The sequence below is a fragment of the Pandoraea pnomenusa genome (assembly GCF_000767615.3).
GTDB lineage: Bacteria > Pseudomonadota > Gammaproteobacteria > Burkholderiales > Burkholderiaceae > Pandoraea > Pandoraea pnomenusa.
On sequence record NZ_CP009553.3, the window covers coordinates 3,530,996 to 3,547,129 of the forward strand.

Here is a 16,134-nt window from a genome sequence, read left to right on the forward strand (position 1 = left end):
ATACCTAGTCTCTAGTTATGAGAAGGCGCGCCTTATGAGCGCGCCCATTACCCTAACCACCGCATCCACTCTTAAGCCGTGGCTTAAGAAAACCCCTAAGCATAACGCAAACTGCTTGCAACGGACACGACAAATGGGGTTTTGCCCCGTTCTGGCGCATAAATGCAACGTGTTTATGGCGCCGAAATCGACTTTTGCAGCATCAATGACCGGCGATGGTCATTTGTTCAATCAGGATTGACCCGACTTCCTTGGTTCCGCGCACGAGCGCGTCGGCGCCAATGGCCACGATTTGCCGGAACATGTCGTTCAGATTGCCGGCCAGCGTGATCTCCTCCACCGGGAACTGAATCTCGCCGTTTTCGACCCAGAAGCCCGAGGCGCCCCGGGAATAGTCGCCGGTGACGTAATTCACCCCCTGTCCCATGAGCTCGGTCACGAGCAGGCCCGTGCCCAGCTTGCGCAGCATGGCACGGAAGTCGTCGGTCGGCGCGGTCAGCTTGCTGAACATGCGCAGGTTGTGCGATCCGCCTGCGTTGCCGGTCGTCTGCATGCCGAGCTTGCGCGCGGAATAGGTCGACAGGAAGTATCCCTGGACAACGCCGTCGCGCACCACGTCGCGCGCGCGCGTCTTCACGCCCTCCTCGTCGTAAGGCGCACTGCCCATGGCGCGCGGGACGTGCGGATCCTCGTGAATGCTCACGTGATCGGCAAACACCGGCTTGCCGAGCGTGTCGACGAGGAATGTGGCCTTGCGGTAGAGCGCCCCGCCGCTCACGCCCTGCACAAAGGCGCCGAGCAGGCCTGCCGCGAGCGGTGCTTCAAACAGAACGGCACATTTCCGGGTGGAAAGCTTGCGGGCATGCAGACGCGCCAGCGCGCGCTCGGCGGCATAGCGGCCAACCGCTTCGGGCGACGCGAGGTCGCTGGCCGCGCGCTTGGACGAATACCAGTCGTCGCGCTGCATGTGGCTGCCCGAACCCGCGATCGGCGAGACCGAAAGGTAGTGACGCGAATACGGATAGCCCGACAGGAAGCCCCGCGTCGTGCCCAGCATGAACTGGGAGTGCTGCGCCGATACGCCGGCGCCTTCCGAGTTGCGGATGAGCGGGCTCACGTCGAGCGCCGCCTTCTCGGCGCGTCGCGCCAGCTCCACGGCTTCGTCGGCGGTGATATCCCACGGATGGAACAGCGACAGGTCCTGCGGATGCATCTCGAGCAGTTCGGCCTCGGCGAGGCCCGCGCAGTCGTCCTCGGCCGTGAAGCGGGCGATGTTGAACGCCGCGTCGACGGTGTCGTGCAGCGCCTTGCGCGAGAAGTCCGACGTACTGGCGTTGCCGCGTCGCTGCCCGATGAAGACCGAGACGCCCACCAGCTTGTCGCGATTGCGCTCGATGGTCTCGACCTTGCCGCGTCGCACCGAGACCGACAGCCCGTCGCCCTCGGAGATCTCGGCCGCCGCGTCGGTGGCGCCGAGCGAACGGGCGTACTGCAATACGTCGCTGACGATTTCCTTGAGTTGATCCTGGGTATGCGTGAAGTGCTGGGTCGCTTGGGACATCGGCGCGATTCGGTCAGTGGCTGATTAGGAACCGCCATCTTAGCGCGAGTTGCGCGCCGTCGTGCACAGGCCGGGTAACTATTTGGACGCCGCGCGCCGCGCTACAATAGCGCCCATGACGCACATTCAACGCTTTAACCGTATCGCCCACAGCGAGCTTGCCGACGAAGGCCCGAGCAAATCCCAGCGCAAGCGCGAGTCGCATGCCTTGCAGGATCTCGGCGAGGAACTGGTCAACCTGGCCAAGGACGCGCTCGCGCGCGTGCCGATGCCCGAAAATCTCGAACAGGCGGTGCGCGACTGCCGCAAGATCACCGCGCACGAAGGCCGCCGCCGGCAATTGCAGTACGTCGGCAAGCAGATGCGCACCCTGCACGAGTCCGAAGTCCAGGCCATCAGGCAAGCCCTCGACGTCATCAAAGGGGTCTCGAAGGCGGAAACGGCCAAGCTGCACGCGCTGGAACGCTGGCGCGAGCGGCTGCTCGCCAAGGACGAGGCGCTTACCGAGCTGGTCGCCCAGCACCCGGGTGCCGACGCCCAGCAACTGCGCACGCTCATTCGCAATGCCCGGCGCGAACAGGCGGCGCAGAAGCCGCCCAAGGCGTTCCGCGAGCTGTTCCAGGCACTCAAGGATTTGCTGGGGACCGGTACGGCCGACACCGAAACTTCGGACGACGCGCAAAGCGATCTGCCGGAATTCCCAACCCGCGAGGAAGACTGATGGTTGCGCGCTCCCATCCGGACGAACTTCGCGTCGGCCTCGTGTCGATCAGCGATCGGGCGAGCCAGGGCACTTATGAAGATCAGGGCATCCCGGCGCTTCAGGCTTGGCTCGGCACCGCGCTCACGTCGCCGTGGGTGGCCGAGACCCGCCTGATCCCCGACGACGCCGACGGCATCACGGCCACCCTGATCGAACTTGTCGACACGAGGCAGTGCGATCTGGTGCTCACGACCGGCGGCACCGGACCGGCGCGGCGCGACGTCACACCCGAGGCCACGCTGCGCGCGGGCACGAAGGAAATGCCGGGGTTCGGCGAACAGATGCGCCAGATCAGCCTGCGTTTCGTCCCGACCGCGATTCTGTCGCGCCAGGTCGCCGTGATTCGCGAGACGCCGGCGCATGCCGCGCTCATCATCAACCTGCCCGGACAGCCCAAATCGATCAAGGAAACGCTCGAAGGGCTGCGCGACGCCGACGGCAAGCCGGTCGTGCCCGGCATTTTTGCCGCCGTGCCCTACTGCATCGATCTCATCGGCGGCCCGTACATCGAAACCGATGATGCGGTGTGCAAGGCATTCCGTCCAAAAAACGCCATTCGGGCGCCGAAATCGGCCTGATCTCGCGCGTCGGGACTGCCGGCCGGCCGCGCGATCGAATCGCGCGGCGCTTTCATGCAAAACGCCAGCGGGATCGCTGGCGTTCTTTTGTGTCCTGGCAGGACTCAGTCCGGGTTGGCCACCGGAACATCCGGGGCGCCGGGCACGGCAGTCTTCAGGAAGTGCTCGCGGTAATAGACCAGTTCGTCGATGGATTCGTGGATGTCGGCCAGCGCCGTGTGGGCGGCCCGCTTGGTGAAGCCCTTGTAGACCGTCGGTTCCCAGCGGCGGCACAGCTCCTTGAGCGTGCTGACGTCCAGGTTCCGGTAATGGAAGAAGGCCTCGAGCCTGGGCATGTAACGCGCCATGAAGCGACGATCCTGGCAGATGGAGTTGCCGCACATCGGCGACTTGTTCGGCGGCACGTACCGGGACAGGAACTCGATCAGTTGGACTTCGGCCGACGCTTCGTCGATGGTCGATGCCTTCACGCGATCGATCAGGCCCGAGCGGCCGTGGGTCGACTTGTTCCAGTCGTCCATGCCATCGAGCACGGCGTCCGACTGATGAATGGCGAATACCGGCCCTTCGATGCGCCGCGTGAGCGCCGAATCGGTCACGACCACCGCAACTTCGATGATCCGGTCGCTGTCGGGCTGCAAACCGGTCATTTCCATATCGAGCCAGACCAAATTGAACTCGGCGCGCGCGAGCGTCGTTTCGGCATCGGCGGGCGTGGGATTCTTGGATGGGATAACGGACATGATCGGAAGACTCTGGAAAACAGATCGATGGACGACCGGCACGGCGCCTCGCCGGTCGAAAGAACTTATAATTCTCGCATACTTCAGATTCCCCAAAAGCGCATGTTCACTTATCTCTTCGTGATCTTCCTGCTGGCGATGGTCATGACCAAGCTCTGGCTCGCGGCCCGTCAGGTCCGCCACGTGGTCGCCCATCGGGCGGCGGTACCCGAGCGGTTCGCCGACACGATCACGCTGACCGACCACCAGCGCGCGGCCGACTATACCGTGGCGCGCACGCGCCTGGGCATGGCGGAGATCTTCGCGCAGGCGGTACTGCTCGTGGCGTTCACGCTGCTGGGCGGGCTGAACCTGCTGCATGCCGGCATCTCCGCGTGGCTCGGCGAAGGCTATGTCGGCCAGATCGCGCTGATCGCCGCCGTCCTGTTGATCTCCGGCATCGTGGACCTGCCGTTCACGTATGTGCGACAGTTCGTCATCGAGCAGCGCTTCGGCTTCAACCGCATGTCGCTGGGTCTGTTCATTGCCGACATGCTCAAGGGCACGGCCGTCGGCGTGGTGCTCGGCCTGCCGCTGTTGTTCGTGGTGCTCTGGCTCATGGACCGCGCCGGCCCCATGTGGTGGCTGTACACGTGGGTCGTCTGGGTCGCCTTCAACCTCTTCGTCCAGTTCATCTTCCCGCACGTGATTGCGCCGATGTTCAACAAGTTCGAGCCGCTCACGGACGCCTCGCTGGCACAGCGCATCGAGGGCCTGATGAAGCGTTGCGGCTTTGCGGCGCGCGGTCTGTTCGTGATGGACGGATCGAAACGTTCGGCGCACGGCAACGCCTACTTCAGCGGATTCGGCCGAACCAAGCGCATCGTCTTCTTCGACACGTTGATCGAACGTCTGTCGCCGGCGGAGATCGAGGCGGTACTCGCTCACGAGCTCGGGCACTTCAAGCGTCGCCACATCACCAAGCGCCTGATCGTCGCCTTCGCCCTTTCGCTGGTGTTCCTGGCACTGCTGGGCTGGCTGACCGGTCGCACCTGGTTCTATACGGACCTCGGCGTAATGCCCTCGATGACCGGCAGCAACAACGCCCTGGCCCTGATCCTGTTCTTCCTCGTGCTGCCGGTGTTCGGCTTCTTCGCCAGTCCGCTGAACAGCCTGACTTCGCGCAAGCACGAGTTCGAGGCGGACGCCTTCGCCGCGAGCCAGACACAGGCCGGTGATCTGGTCAACGCGCTCGTGAAGCTGTATCAGGACAATGCGTCGACGCTCACGCCCGACCCGGTCTACACCGCGTTCTACTATTCGCACCCCCCGGCGTCGCAACGCATCGACCGACTGCTGGGGCACGCATGAAGCGCGGGTTCAAGGGCAAGGCCTCGCCAGTCGAGACGACGGCGACGGAACGACGTCTCGGCCGTGTGGCGGCGGCTCACGGCCGCCACTATGTCGTGGAAGCGGATGACGGCGAAACGGTGCTGTGCTTTCCGCGCGGCAAGAAGAGCGAAATCGCGGTCGGCGACGAAGTCGCCTGGGCACGCACGGGCGACCAGGGCGTGATCGAGGAAATTCTTCCGCGGCGCAATTTGCTCTATCGGTCGGACCAGTTCAAGAGCAAGCTCTTCGCGGCCAACATCGACCAGCTGGTCATCATGCTGGCGACCGAACCGTACTTCAGCGAGGACCTGCTCGGCCGTGCACTGGTTGCCGCGGAGGCCAATGCGTTGCGTCCGCTGATCGTGCTCAACAAGACCGATGTGACGCTCGCGTTGCCCGCCGCACGCGAGCGTCTGGCGCCCTATCGCGCCCTCGGCTACGAGGTGCTCGAGTTATCCGTGCGCGCCGACCCGGAGACGGCAACAGCCCTGCTGCTGCCGCGCCTCGCGCACCAGGCGTCCCTGTTGCTTGGGCAATCGGGCATGGGGAAATCGAGCCTCGTCAACCTCCTCGTCCCCGATGCGGATGCCGCGACGCGCGAGATTTCCACCGTGCTCAATTCCGGCAAGCACACGACCACGTTCACCCGCATCTTTCATTTGCCGGACGGCGGATTGCTCATCGATTCGCCGGGCTTTCAGGAGTTCGGTCTGCACCACCTCAAGGAAGGCGCGCTGGAGCGGGCATTTCCCGAGTTCCGCCCGCTACTGACAGGATGCCGGTTCTACAACTGCCATCACCTGAAAGAGCCCGGCTGCGCCATTCTCGAAGCGGTCGCCGACGGGCGAATCTCCGCGCAGCGCCACGCACTCTATGCACAACTGGTGCACGAGTCGGAGCAGCAGATTCCCTATTGAAACATCTCCGGATAGCGCTCCGGGTTGTGGACGGCCCTGTCGCCGCAGCAAAAAGAAAACCCCGCATTTGCGGGGTTTTTTGTCCGGTGCGGTGCTTATCCGGATCAGCCAAGCCAAACGGCAAGCGTCAGCAGCAAAAGCAGCAGCATCCATAGCAGCACGGCGCGCCACACGAGCCCCACGGCAGCCTGAAGCGTGCGAGGCGTACATTCGCTCCCCACCGGCAAGACCGCGTCGTCACCCTGATTGAGCGCGTCGACACTGGACACCTCCGCGAGCGGCCCGGTCAGCCGCGCACCGAGGGCGCCGCTGCCTGCCGCGAGCAGAATGCCTTCGTTTTCGTTAGGCCATTGCTTGGCATAGTGTCGCCACGCGTAAATGGCGTCTTCGAAATTGCCGACGATGGCAAAGCCGATGGCAGTCAGGCGCGCCGGCACCCAGTCGATGACGTAGAACGCCTTTCGCGCAAACGCGCCGAATGCCGGGCTGCGATCTGGCGCCGGTTCGGTCCAGCGGCGCGACAGGTATTCGGCCAGGCGGTACAGCACCGCCCCCGCCGGCCCGATGGGCATCAGGAACCAGAAGAACACGCCGAAGACATGCCGATGCGACGCGATAACCGCATGCAGCAGCGTGTGACGCACGATCTCGTCGACCGGCATGTCGACCGTGTCGATGCCGATCCATTGACGCAGGATCTCGCGCGCTTCATTCACATTGTCGTTGTTCAGCGCGACGTGAATGTCGGTGAAATAGTGGCTGAACTGACGAAATCCCATCGTCAGATATACGATGAGAACGTTCCACGCGAAGCCGAGGAAAATGTTGACCCGCATGAGCAGGTAGTAGACCACGGCGACAACCAGGACGAACGGCAGCACGACGACGAGCCACGCCAGCACGCCATGACGCGGTTGCCCGGCATCGAACGTTTGCGAAGTGTGCGTCGCGTGGGAGCGAATCAGGTTGTAGACCGGGTTTTGCGTGGAGAGGGCACGCACCTGCTCGAGGATCAGCGCGAGGAGTACTGAAAAGAATGTCATGCGTGCGATCAGATCATCGGACGGAATGGTGTAACGATAGCACAGCTAGCCGCGAATGCCCGTCCCATGCGGCTTGGCGACGCACAGCCCGGCAACTTCAGGCAGACAACCCGCGCAAACGCGTCGCACGTCGCGTCAGGCCCGCAAAAGCTGATAGAAGTTTCGCAGCATGCCAGCCGTCGCGCCCCAGATGAAATACTCCCCCCGGCAGGCTTGGGATAGGGCATCGCGTAAAAACGTCGCTCCCCGACCTGGTAATGGAAGACACGAATCTGGTGGTGCGCCGGATCCATCAGGAATGCGAGCGGCACCTCGAAGATTTCGTCCACCTCGCCGACGTCCGCCACCAGATCGAATGGCGGCTTGACCAGACCGACCACAGGCGCGACACGGAAACCGGTCCCCGTCACGTAATCTGGCAGACGCCCGATCACTTCCACCGCCCGCGAATCCAGACCGATTTCCTCGCGCGATTCGCGCAAGGCCGTCGCGATCAACGACGGATCGTCGGGCTCGCGGCTGCCGCCCGGAAAGCTGACTTGTCCGGCATGTGTACTCAGGTGCTGCGTTCGGCGCGTGAGCAGCACGGTGGTGCCGTGCGGGCGCATGACGATCGGCACCAGCACAGCGGCGGCACGAGGCGTGAACAACGGCGGGGAAATCAACTCGATGTTGCCGGTCTCCGGCGTCCAGACCGGTGGACTGGCAAGACGGTCGCGCAACGCATCGGGAGTCAGCCGCTCCGCCGGCACCGGCTCACCCTCGCCCGTCGAGACGATGGGTAACGCTTCTGGATGCAGGATGAGAGGTGGCGCCACGTAGACCTTTGAAAGATGAGCAACGTCGCTATTCTAGCGAGGAAGCAAAAAATGCGTGCACGCGAAGAAAATGCCAATTGCATGGCAATTCCTCGCATACCCCCGTCATGACGCAGCGCCGCATCAACGCAATGTCTCAATGTCGGGCCCACGACGAAAAAAGCACCCCGAAGGGTGCTTTTTCCATGCGGCTTTGGCTGCGCCCGACCACGAGGTTGCCGGGCGTAGCGGCGTCCGGCTTACTCGGCGGCAGCAGGCTTGCTCTTGAACGAGAGCTTTTCCTTGATACGTGCCGACTTGCCCGAACGCTCGCGCAGGTAGTACAGCTTGGCGCGACGAACGTCACCACGACGCTTGACTTCGATGCTGGCGATCAGCGGCGAGTACGTTTGGAACGTACGCTCAACGCCTTCACCCGACGAAATCTTGCGCACGATGAAGCCCGAGTTCAGGCCACGGTTACGCTTGGCGATCACAACGCCTTCGTATGCCTGAACGCGCTTGCGGTTACCTTCAACCACGTTCACGTTGACGATCACGGTGTCGCCCGGGGCGAATTCGGGGATCGTCTTGTTCGCGGTCAAACGCGCGATTTCTTCCTGCTCGATCTTGGCGATCAGATTCATTTACCACTCCTAGTGCCATCGTATCGGCGTTCCATACCGGCAATGCCGGCCCCGACAGAGGATGGGTTCAAACCGAATGCCGTCCCCATGACGACACCCGCTGCCTAGCCGGCCGACGCATCATTCGCATCGGCCTTCAGGCTTGCAAGCCATGCCTCATCGGCACGACTCAACAATCCGTTGGCACGCGCGCTCTCGATCAGGTCGGGGCGTTTGCGCCAGGTATTGGTCAACGCCTCGCGGCGCCGCCACTTCTCGATCTCGGCATGGTGCCCGCCCAGTAACACATCGGGCACCCGCACACCTTCGTACTCTTCCGGACGCGTGTAGTGCGGACAATCCAGCAAGCCGTTGACGAAACTATCCTGCTGCGCCGACTGCTCGTCGTTCAGTGCGCCCGGCAGGAGCCGGATCACCGAATCCATCAGCGCCATCGCAGGCAGCTCACCGCCGGACAGCACGAAGTCGCCGACGCTGACTTCCTCGTCCACCACACGATCGATCAAACGCTGATCGATGGCTTCGTAACGTCCGCAAAGCAGGATCAGTCCCTGCTCCTGCTCGCTGAACTCGACTACGCGACGATGCGTCAGCGGCTTGCCCTGCGGCGACATCAGCAGCACCCGCGCCCGCGGTACGCCGGCTTCGGCTTGCGCGGCCTTCGCGGCGGCGATCGCATCATCGAGCGGCTTGGCCAGCATCACCATGCCGGGGCCGCCGCCATAGGGCCGATCGTCGATCGTGCGGTAATTGTTGTGCGTGAAATCACGCGGATTCCAAAACCGCAGACCGTAGCGCGACTGCTTCAGCGCCCGGCTGGTGACGCCCCAGTCGGTCAGCGCCCGAAACATCTCGGGAAAGAGCGTGACGACGTCAAACTGCATCAGACCGGTTCCGTCCAGAGTTGCCCGGACGCAACTGCGGCCGGGCGATCAATCGGTAATTCAGTAATCGAGACCCCAGTCGACCACGATGCGCCCCGCGTCGACATCCACGGTCTGCACATACTGGCCGACGAACGGGATCAGACGCTCGGCAGTCTTCGCCGGTTTGTCGTCGGCGGCCGGACTCTCATAGGCGACCCGCAACACCGTGTGCACGCCGTTGTCGAGCAACCCGACGACCTTGCCAAGCGATTCGTCCTGCAAATTCGTGACCTGGGCGCCGATCAGGTCGACCCAGTAAAACTCGTCGTCGCCCGCACTCGGAAATGCACTGCGCGGCACCCAGACCTGAAGCCCCTTGAGCGCTTCGGCAGCCGTCCGGTTGTCGCTGCCGCGAAGCTGCGCGACGACGGTTCCGGAGTGCGCCCGGCTAAACATCACATCGGCCTTCGTATAGGTCGATTCGCCGGGGCGGCGAAAATACCAGCAATCCGCGGACAACAGGCTCTCGCCCTCGCCCGTATGCGGCTGCACCTTGATCCAGCCGCGAATGCCATAGGCGTCGCCGATGTAACCCAGCTCGACGAGATCGTCGGGCGCGTCGGTCACCGGGGCAAGCACCTGTTCGGCGCGTGTGCCGGCGGCACGTCGTGCCTCGGCACCGATTTTCAGCGGTACGCGCTCTCGCGCGGGTCGGGCAGAACGAACCATGCCAATCCAACGTTGTGACGAACACACGGCGATGCCCGCTCCGGATCACTCGGGAGCAGGCACCGCCGTTCAATTCTCATGCCATCGGCACGCCGACAGCAATGCGTACAGCTTGATCAGCGCAACGCTCAGGCAGCAGCCTTGGCGCCTTGCTTGATCAGACGAGCCACGGTCGGCGACAGTTGTGCGCCAACGCCTTGCCAGTACGTCAGACGGTCCTGAGCAATACGCAGACCTTCCGTGCCTTCGGCAGCGACCGGGTTGTAGAAGCCAATACGCTCGATGAAGCGGCCATCGCGACGATTACGCGAGTCGGTTGCAACGATGTTGTAGAACGGGCGCTTCTTCGCGCCGCCGCGAGCAAGGCGGATAACGACCATGATAAATCCTTGTGAATCCAGAAGTGTTCGGACAGAAAACGCGTGATTATAGCGCAAAACCCTCGTCAAAACAAACACTTCCCCAGGCACCGGACGCCCGGCGCCCAGCCCCGTCCCGATTGGGCGCGTCGCGCGCTCCCCCCAGGGCCCTTGGGACGGCGATGCTGGCCGCCGCAGGCGCTGGTCTACAATGCATCCATCCTTTGAGCGAAGCGAGTCCGGCATGCGACGAATTCCCGATGGACGGCACCGCGTCCGGCGCACCCCGACGGCGACATGGCTGGCACGGCTTGCAGGGCAGATCGCCGGACGCGTCCGCCACGCATCCCCGACCTATCTATTGGCCAGTGTCATATTCGCGCTGGCCCCCTCGCTTTCGAACGCTCGCGACGCCCTCCCCATCGAACGTCTGGCCCTCCCACCGGGTTTTTACGTCGAGGTGCTCTCCGATCAGGTTCCCGGAGCGCGCGGCATGTCGCTCGGACCGAAGGGCACGCTCTTCGTCGGCAGCCGAGGACAAGGCAAGGTGTACGCCATCACACTCGATCCGTCGCGCGCCTATGCTGCCAAGGTCAGGACCATCGCCTCGGGACTGAACATGCCCGTGGGCGTCGCCATGCGCAATGGCGCGCTGTATGTCTCTGCGGTGTCACGCATCCTCAAGTTCGACGACATCGAAAATCGCCTCGACAATCCGCCGAAGCCGGTGGTTGTCTTCGACAAGTTGCCGACCGACACCCACCATGGATGGCGCTATATCGCCTTTGGCCCGGATAAACGCCTGTATGTCGGCGTCGGTGCGCCGTGCAACAGTTGCAGGCGCGACGAGAACCGCTACGCCATGATCGGCAGTATGAAACCGGATGGCAGCGACTGGCGGGTCATTGCCCGTGGCGTACGCAATACCGTGGGCTTCGACTGGCAACCCGGCACGAACACGCTCTGGTTCACCGACAACGGCCGCGATGAAATGGGCGACGATGTCCCGGACGACGAACTGAACCGGCTCACGCGCGCCGGCGAGCATTTCGGCTATCCATACTGTCATGCGGGGGATGTCGCCGATCCCGAATTCGGACGCATGAGAACGTGTGAGGCCTTCACTCCGCCGATGGCCAGACTGGGGCCGCATGTGGCCGCCCTCGGCATGCGCTTCTATACAGGCAGGCAATTCCCGGAGAACTATCGCGGCAGTATTTTCATCGCGGAACACGGCTCATGGAATCGAAGCCGCAAGGTGGGCTATCGCGTCGTACGCGTGGTGCTCGACGCCAGGGGCGCCGTCACGAAACAAGAGGTGTTCGCGCAAGGCTGGCTGGCAGACGACGACACCGTCTGGGGCCGCCCGGTTGGCCTTCTGACGTTGCCCGACGGTTCGCTGCTGATCAGCGACGACTACGCCGGCGCGATCTACCGCATCACCTACCGAAAGCCATGAGGTGCCCGGATGACGAACCATCGACATGCCCGCCGCTTGCGGCAAAACGGCCACGAAGGAACTGACCCGCCCCCGGGCGGGTCAACGATTCACGGTACTCACGGCGCCGTTCGGACCTGCCACGCGCGGTCCATCGTGACCGCTTCGCCGTTCCTGCCCTCCGCGCAACCACTCCCATACAAAATCATGAACCAACGCCGACTCTCGCTCCTGCCCTCCTCGTTCGCGACCTATCTGGCCACCCTGCTGGTGCCTGCCGCCCTGCTGGCCGGCTGCGCGGCGCCCTCCGGCGGCGGCGGCGCCAATCCGGCAGCGGAACCGTCCGGCGGCACCGCAGCCGCCACCACCGCCGCCGATCTGATCGGCACGTGGCAACTCACGAAATGGGAAGGCCCGACCAACCTCCCGAGCCTGCCGGAAGGCCGCATGATCAACCTGACGTTCAATGACAAGGGCGCCTTTTCCGGCACTGGCGGCTGCAACCGCATTTTCGGGCAGTACAAGGTCGGGCCCGGCAATGGCCAATTGACGATCCAGGCGCCGGCTTCGACCCGAATGGCCTGCCAGGATTCGATGACGTTCGAAGACCGTTATCTGAAGACCCTGCCCACGGTCACGACGTTTGAGCGGCGCGGCACGCAGCTGACGCTGGCCACCACGAACGGCGAAAAGCTCACTTACGCATCCCAGACGCTGCTCAATCGCACCGTCGCGGGCGCGGGCGGCGCAGCCAGGACCGAAGACCGCGTGCTCGACGTCGACTCGCAAATGGCCGACTGCGTCGGCGTCGCGCCACGCAAGTGCCTGCGGGTGCGCAACGCCGACGATTCGCGCAATTCGCCCTGGGAACTGTGGTACGCCCACATCGATGGATTCGACTGGAAGCCGGGCGTAGAATACCGCGTGAAAATCCACGGCGAACCCGTCGTCAATCCGCCCGCCGACGCTTCGAACATGCGCTGGACGCTGGTCGAAGTCATCCGCGAAACGCCTGCCCGATAACCATTCCAAATGAACGCAGTCGCTTATAAATCCAAAACCCTGACCGCCGGCCTGGCGATGCTGTTCGGCACGCTCGGCCTGCATCGCTTCTATTTGTACGGTCTGCGCGATCGCTTCGGCTGGGCTCATATCGCGGGATCGGCGTGCGGTGTCGCCGGCTGGGGGCTTTTGGTCACGAGCGAGCTGCGTTCTCCCGCGGGCTGGGCACTGACGATCCTGGGCGCGATTTCGCTGTTCTCGGCGTTCCTCGCCGCCATCGTCTACGGACTTCGTCCGGACGAACGGTGGAACGCCCAGTTCAATACCGGCACCCCACTGAAGTCTCGTTCGGGATGGACGGCCGTCATCATCGTTGCCGTCTCGCTTTTCGTGGGGGCGATGCTCATGATGGTCGGATTTGCTGTCGCGTTCCAGACCTACTTTGAAACGCACGACACGCCGAACCGCCTCTCGCAGTAACTTACGCAACCGCCCAACGTGAGCACACCGCACACCCCCAACCCGAATGTCCGGCCGACACTCGGCTTCGTCGGCGCCGGACGTGTGGCCCGAGCACTCGCGAGCGCCTCGGCGAACGCGGGCTACGATGTGACGGTGATCGCCAGCCGCCGGCTCGACGCCGCGAAGCGCGTGGCCGACGCCACCTCGGGATGCCGCGCGATCGCGATCGACCGCCCGGAGGCAATGGGTGCCGTATTCGCGCACGCCGATCTTGTCTTCCTGACCGTGCCCGACGACGCCATCGCGTCCTGCGCCTCGCATCTCGCGCCTCGTGCCGGGCAGGCGCTGGTCCATTGCAGCGGGGCGTCGGAAGTTGCACTGCTGGCCCCAGCGGCGCGCCACGGCGCTGAGATTGGCGGCTTTCACCCCCTGTTCCTCTTCGCCGGCCTCGACGACGACGCCACGCGCCTGTCCGGCAGCACCATCACGATCGAGGCCGAGGGCCCGCTCAATGATGCGCTGCACGCGCTGGCGAATGCGATTGGCTGCCGCGCCCTGTCCATCCCTGCCGGGGAACGCATGCGGTATCACGCGGGTGCCAACTACGCCGCGAGCTTCCTGCTCTGCCTGCTCGAAGAAGCCACACAGCTCTGGCACGCGGTCGGCATGCCCGAAGACGCAGCGCGCGACGCGATGTGGCCGCTCGTCATGGGAACGCTCAACGCCGCGCGCGAACGCGGACTGTCTGGCGCGCTCGCCGGTCCAGTGTCGCGCGGCGACGCGGGCATCGTCATGCGGCATACGGAAGCCCTGGCCTCCATGGGCGGCAACCACGCCACCCTGTATTCGCTTCTCACGCTGCGCGCCATACGTCTCGCCCGCCAGCGCCCCGGCGCCGATGGCGCGGCCCTCGACGCCATTGCCCGCGCCATCGCACCTTATCTGCCCCCCGCCGCCGCGGCGCCCACGCCACACGACAGCGCCGAATAGTCGCCGCCAGGCACACCGGACCACCCCACCCCGCGCCACACGGCAAGGGGTCGCGTTCGTCCCCGAAGCCCGGCGCCCTTGACACAACCCCTTCGCCCCGCGATTTCCCGACATTGTCGCCTCGCCAAAATACTGTACAAAAACACAGTATAATGACAAGCATCCCTCGCGAATGCCGCACGTTCGCGTTCTGGACCGCCATCAAGGAGAGGTGTCATGGCTTCCTCATTCGCGCCGCCCTCGTCACGCAAGGGCCGAGGCGCCGTCGCCAACCTGGAATCGCGCTTTTCCGAATACCGCAGGGAGAGCGACGAAACCCGTCATGAATCGGACGCCGCCCAGGAATGTGAAGTCAAATTCGTCACGCAGGTCGCGCTCGAAAGTGCGAGAACGATCATCTCGCGCAACACGTCGGCGGACATTCCCTTCGATCGCTCGATCAACCCTTACCGAGGCTGCGAACACGGGTGCACCTACTGCTTCGCGCGCCCCACCCACGCCTACCTCGGCCTGTCGCCGGGACTCGACTTCGAAACCCGCCTGTACGCGAAGCACAATGCCGCCGAGCGGCTCGACGCCGAGCTGCGCAAGCGCGGCTATCGGCCCGCCATGCTGGCGCTCGGCGCCAACACCGATCCGTATCAACCGATCGAGCGCGAGTACCGCATCACGCGAAGCGTGCTCGAGGTGCTGGAGACGTTCGGCCATCCGGTAGGTATCACTACCAAATCGGCGCTGGTCACGCGTGACATCGATATCCTGTCGCGCATGGCGCAACGTGGACTGGCCCGGGTGTTCATTTCGGTGGGCACGCTCGACGCGGACATCGCACGCCGGATGGAGCCGCGCGCCAACACGCCGGCGCGCCGGATCGAGGCCGTGCGAAAACTCACCGATGCGGGAATCCCCACAGGGGTCATCGTGGCGCCGATCGTGCCGGCGCTGACAGATTTCGATATCGAGCGCGTGCTGAGCACGGCGTCCGAGGCGGGCGCGACCTACGCCGGGTATGTGATGCTGCGACTGCCGAGCGAGGTGCACGACGTCTTCGTCGACTGGCTGGAGGCGAATTACCCGATGCGGGCACGCCACGTGATGAGCCTCATCGAGCAAGTGCGTGACGGCAAGCACAACAGCGCCGAATTCGGCAAGCGCATGACGGGAACCGGCCTGCATGCCGAACTGATCCGCCAGCGCTTTCATCTTGCCGCGCGCAAGCTGGGGCTCAATCAGGCCAGACCGCCGCTGCGCACCGATCAGTTCAAGGTGCCGCCGCCGGCGTCCCCCGCCGTGCACGCCGACAGCCGTGCCAACCCGCAGATGCCGCTCTTCTGAGCACGCACGCTCACTCCTCGACAGCGATCGTCAGCGTCTCCTTGATCTCCTCCATCACAACGTAGCTCTTCGACTGCACCGCGCCGGGCAATTGCAGGAGGATGTCGCCAAGCAGCTTGCGGTATTCCGACATCTCCCGAATGCGCGCTTTGATCAGATAGTCGAAGTCCCCCGAGATGAGATGGCACTCCATCACCTCCGGAATGCGCAGCACCTCGCGGCGGAACTGGTCGAACATGTTGCCCGACTTGTGATCGAGCGTGATCTCGACAAAAACCAGCAATGCCGCGCCAAGCGCCGCCGGATTCACGCGGGCAAAGTAGCCCATGATCACACCGTCGCGCTCCATTCGTTTGACCCGTTCGATGCACGGCGTGATCGACAGCCCGACCTGCTCGGAGAGGTCTTTCATGGACATCCGGCCGTCCTGTTGGAGCAACGTCAGAATGCGCCGGTCGAGCCGGTCCAGCGTTCGGACCGATTGCTGCTGAACTCTCATTATTTTTTCCTGAATTCAGACCATATACATTAAC

17 protein-coding genes and 1 pseudogene are annotated in these 16,134 nt (G+C 63.9%); 9 read left to right on the forward strand and 9 right to left on the reverse strand.

Features of this window, described 5'->3' with window-relative positions; translation table 11 throughout:
• Window positions 1-202 precede the first annotated feature (202 nt).
• Entirely contained in the window at window positions 203-1,561 is a 1,359-nt protein-coding gene (pmbA, locus tag LV28_RS39840; protein ID WP_023596767.1) for a metalloprotease PmbA, read from the reverse strand.
• Window positions 1,562-1,676: 115 nt separating this feature from the next.
• Between pmbA and yjgA the strand changes: the two genes are divergently transcribed.
• Window positions 1,677-2,282, forward strand: a complete 606-nt coding sequence (gene yjgA / locus LV28_RS39845) for a ribosome biogenesis factor YjgA (RefSeq protein ID WP_023596768.1) — start codon at window positions 1,677-1,679, stop codon at window positions 2,280-2,282.
• Window positions 2,282-2,902, forward strand: coding sequence for a molybdopterin adenylyltransferase (gene mog, locus LV28_RS39850; protein ID WP_038620640.1), 621 nt, complete (start codon window positions 2,282-2,284; stop codon window positions 2,900-2,902). Before yjgA ends, mog begins: the two co-directional genes overlap by 1 nt.
• A 104-nt stretch (window positions 2,903-3,006) precedes the next feature.
• Here the strand turns inward: mog and orn are convergent, their stop codons facing one another.
• On the reverse strand, window positions 3,007-3,645 hold the full coding sequence (gene orn, locus LV28_RS39855; RefSeq protein ID WP_023596770.1) for an oligoribonuclease: 639 nt from the start codon (window positions 3,643-3,645) through the stop codon (window positions 3,007-3,009).
• A 102-nt stretch (window positions 3,646-3,747) separates the two neighbouring features.
• Between orn and LV28_RS39860 the strand changes: the two genes are divergently transcribed.
• The gene (locus tag LV28_RS39860) at window positions 3,748-4,995 is read left to right on the forward strand and encodes a M48 family metallopeptidase (RefSeq protein WP_038620637.1); all 1,248 of its coding nucleotides are present in this window, start codon (window positions 3,748-3,750) and stop codon (window positions 4,993-4,995) included.
• A complete protein-coding gene (gene rsgA / locus LV28_RS39865; RefSeq protein WP_038620634.1) occupies window positions 4,992-5,933 on the forward strand; it encodes a ribosome small subunit-dependent GTPase A in 942 nt (313 codons plus the stop codon). Before LV28_RS39860 ends, rsgA begins: the two co-directional genes overlap by 4 nt.
• A 104-nt stretch (window positions 5,934-6,037) precedes the next feature.
• Here the strand turns inward: rsgA and LV28_RS39870 are convergent, their stop codons facing one another.
• From LV28_RS39870 to rpsP, 6 genes and pseudogenes are all read right to left on the reverse strand, one after another.
• A complete protein-coding gene (locus LV28_RS39870) occupies window positions 6,038-6,976 on the reverse strand; it encodes a CobD/CbiB family protein (protein WP_023596773.1) in 939 nt (312 codons plus the stop codon).
• 135 nt (window positions 6,977-7,111) lie between these two features.
• A pseudogene (locus LV28_RS39875) lies at window positions 7,112-7,779 on the reverse strand (CoA pyrophosphatase).
• 254 nt (window positions 7,780-8,033) lie between these two features.
• Complete coding sequence (gene rplS, locus LV28_RS39880) at window positions 8,034-8,420, reverse strand: 50S ribosomal protein L19 (protein ID WP_023873771.1); 387 nt, start codon at window positions 8,418-8,420, stop codon at window positions 8,034-8,036.
• Between the two features lie 104 nt (window positions 8,421-8,524).
• Window positions 8,525-9,304 carry a tRNA (guanosine(37)-N1)-methyltransferase TrmD gene (gene trmD / locus LV28_RS39885; protein WP_023596775.1) on the reverse strand — a complete coding sequence of 260 codons (780 nt, stop codon included), beginning with the start codon at window positions 9,302-9,304 and terminating at the stop codon, window positions 8,525-8,527.
• 60 nt (window positions 9,305-9,364) lie between these two features.
• Window positions 9,365-10,015: a ribosome maturation factor RimM gene (gene rimM, locus LV28_RS39890; RefSeq protein ID WP_023596776.1), complete on the reverse strand. Its 651-nt coding sequence runs from the start codon at window positions 10,013-10,015 to the stop codon at window positions 9,365-9,367.
• A 128-nt stretch (window positions 10,016-10,143) separates the two neighbouring features.
• Window positions 10,144-10,395 carry a 30S ribosomal protein S16 gene (rpsP, locus tag LV28_RS39895; RefSeq protein WP_017234865.1) on the reverse strand — a complete coding sequence of 84 codons (252 nt, stop codon included), beginning with the start codon at window positions 10,393-10,395 and terminating at the stop codon, window positions 10,144-10,146.
• A 223-nt stretch (window positions 10,396-10,618) separates the two neighbouring features.
• Here rpsP and LV28_RS39900 point away from each other — a divergent pair, with 223 nt between their 5' ends.
• The 5 genes from LV28_RS39900 to LV28_RS39920 all read left to right on the forward strand — a co-directional run bounded on the left by LV28_RS39900 (window position 10,619) and on the right by LV28_RS39920 (window position 15,601).
• Entirely contained in the window at window positions 10,619-11,833 is a 1,215-nt protein-coding gene (locus LV28_RS39900; protein WP_080685392.1) for a PQQ-dependent sugar dehydrogenase, read from the forward strand.
• 186 nt (window positions 11,834-12,019) lie between these two features.
• Window positions 12,020-12,835, forward strand: coding sequence for an META and DUF4377 domain-containing protein (locus tag LV28_RS39905; protein WP_038620625.1), 816 nt, complete (start codon window positions 12,020-12,022; stop codon window positions 12,833-12,835).
• A 9-nt stretch (window positions 12,836-12,844) separates the two neighbouring features.
• Complete coding sequence (locus LV28_RS39910; RefSeq protein ID WP_023596780.1) at window positions 12,845-13,294, forward strand: TM2 domain-containing protein; 450 nt, start codon at window positions 12,845-12,847, stop codon at window positions 13,292-13,294.
• Window positions 13,295-13,312: 18 nt separating this feature from the next.
• On the forward strand, window positions 13,313-14,266 hold the full coding sequence (locus LV28_RS39915; RefSeq protein ID WP_023596781.1) for a Rossmann-like and DUF2520 domain-containing protein: 954 nt from the start codon (window positions 13,313-13,315) through the stop codon (window positions 14,264-14,266).
• Between the two features lie 216 nt (window positions 14,267-14,482).
• Window positions 14,483-15,601, forward strand: coding sequence for a PA0069 family radical SAM protein (locus tag LV28_RS39920; RefSeq protein ID WP_048806584.1), 1,119 nt, complete (start codon window positions 14,483-14,485; stop codon window positions 15,599-15,601).
• Window positions 15,602-15,611: 10 nt separating this feature from the next.
• Here the strand turns inward: LV28_RS39920 and LV28_RS39925 are convergent, their stop codons facing one another.
• Complete coding sequence (locus tag LV28_RS39925) at window positions 15,612-16,100, reverse strand: Lrp/AsnC ligand binding domain-containing protein (protein ID WP_023596783.1); 489 nt, start codon at window positions 16,098-16,100, stop codon at window positions 15,612-15,614.
• Window positions 16,101-16,134: the final 34 nt, after the last annotated feature.

Excerpts from the sequence above, each read along its gene's own strand:
- pmbA (WP_023596767.1), bottom strand. The coding sequence starts at position 1,561 with ATGTCCCAAGCGACCCAGCACTTCACGCATACCCAGGATCAACTCAAG.
- yjgA (WP_023596768.1), top strand. The coding sequence starts at position 1,677 with ATGACGCACATTCAACGCTTTAACCGTATCGCCCACAGCGAGCTTGCC.
- mog (WP_038620640.1), top strand. The coding sequence starts at position 2,282 with ATGGTTGCGCGCTCCCATCCGGACGAACTTCGCGTCGGCCTCGTGTCG.
- orn (WP_023596770.1), bottom strand. The coding sequence starts at position 3,645 with ATGTCCGTTATCCCATCCAAGAATCCCACGCCCGCCGATGCCGAAACG.
- LV28_RS39860 (WP_038620637.1), top strand. The coding sequence starts at position 3,748 with ATGTTCACTTATCTCTTCGTGATCTTCCTGCTGGCGATGGTCATGACC.
- rsgA (WP_038620634.1), top strand. The coding sequence starts at position 4,992 with ATGAAGCGCGGGTTCAAGGGCAAGGCCTCGCCAGTCGAGACGACGGCG.
- LV28_RS39870 (WP_023596773.1), bottom strand. The coding sequence starts at position 6,976 with ATGACATTCTTTTCAGTACTCCTCGCGCTGATCCTCGAGCAGGTGCGT.
- rplS (WP_023873771.1), bottom strand. The coding sequence starts at position 8,420 with ATGAATCTGATCGCCAAGATCGAGCAGGAAGAAATCGCGCGTTTGACC.
- trmD (WP_023596775.1), bottom strand. The coding sequence starts at position 9,304 with ATGCAGTTTGACGTCGTCACGCTCTTTCCCGAGATGTTTCGGGCGCTG.
- rimM (WP_023596776.1), bottom strand. The coding sequence starts at position 10,015 with ATGGTTCGTTCTGCCCGACCCGCGCGAGAGCGCGTACCGCTGAAAATC.
- rpsP (WP_017234865.1), bottom strand. The coding sequence starts at position 10,395 with ATGGTCGTTATCCGCCTTGCTCGCGGCGGCGCGAAGAAGCGCCCGTTC.
- LV28_RS39900 (WP_080685392.1), top strand. The coding sequence starts at position 10,619 with ATGCGACGAATTCCCGATGGACGGCACCGCGTCCGGCGCACCCCGACG.
- LV28_RS39905 (WP_038620625.1), top strand. The coding sequence starts at position 12,020 with ATGAACCAACGCCGACTCTCGCTCCTGCCCTCCTCGTTCGCGACCTAT.
- LV28_RS39910 (WP_023596780.1), top strand. The coding sequence starts at position 12,845 with ATGAACGCAGTCGCTTATAAATCCAAAACCCTGACCGCCGGCCTGGCG.
- LV28_RS39920 (WP_048806584.1), top strand. The coding sequence starts at position 14,483 with ATGGCTTCCTCATTCGCGCCGCCCTCGTCACGCAAGGGCCGAGGCGCC.
- LV28_RS39925 (WP_023596783.1), bottom strand. The coding sequence starts at position 16,100 with ATGAGAGTTCAGCAGCAATCGGTCCGAACGCTGGACCGGCTCGACCGG.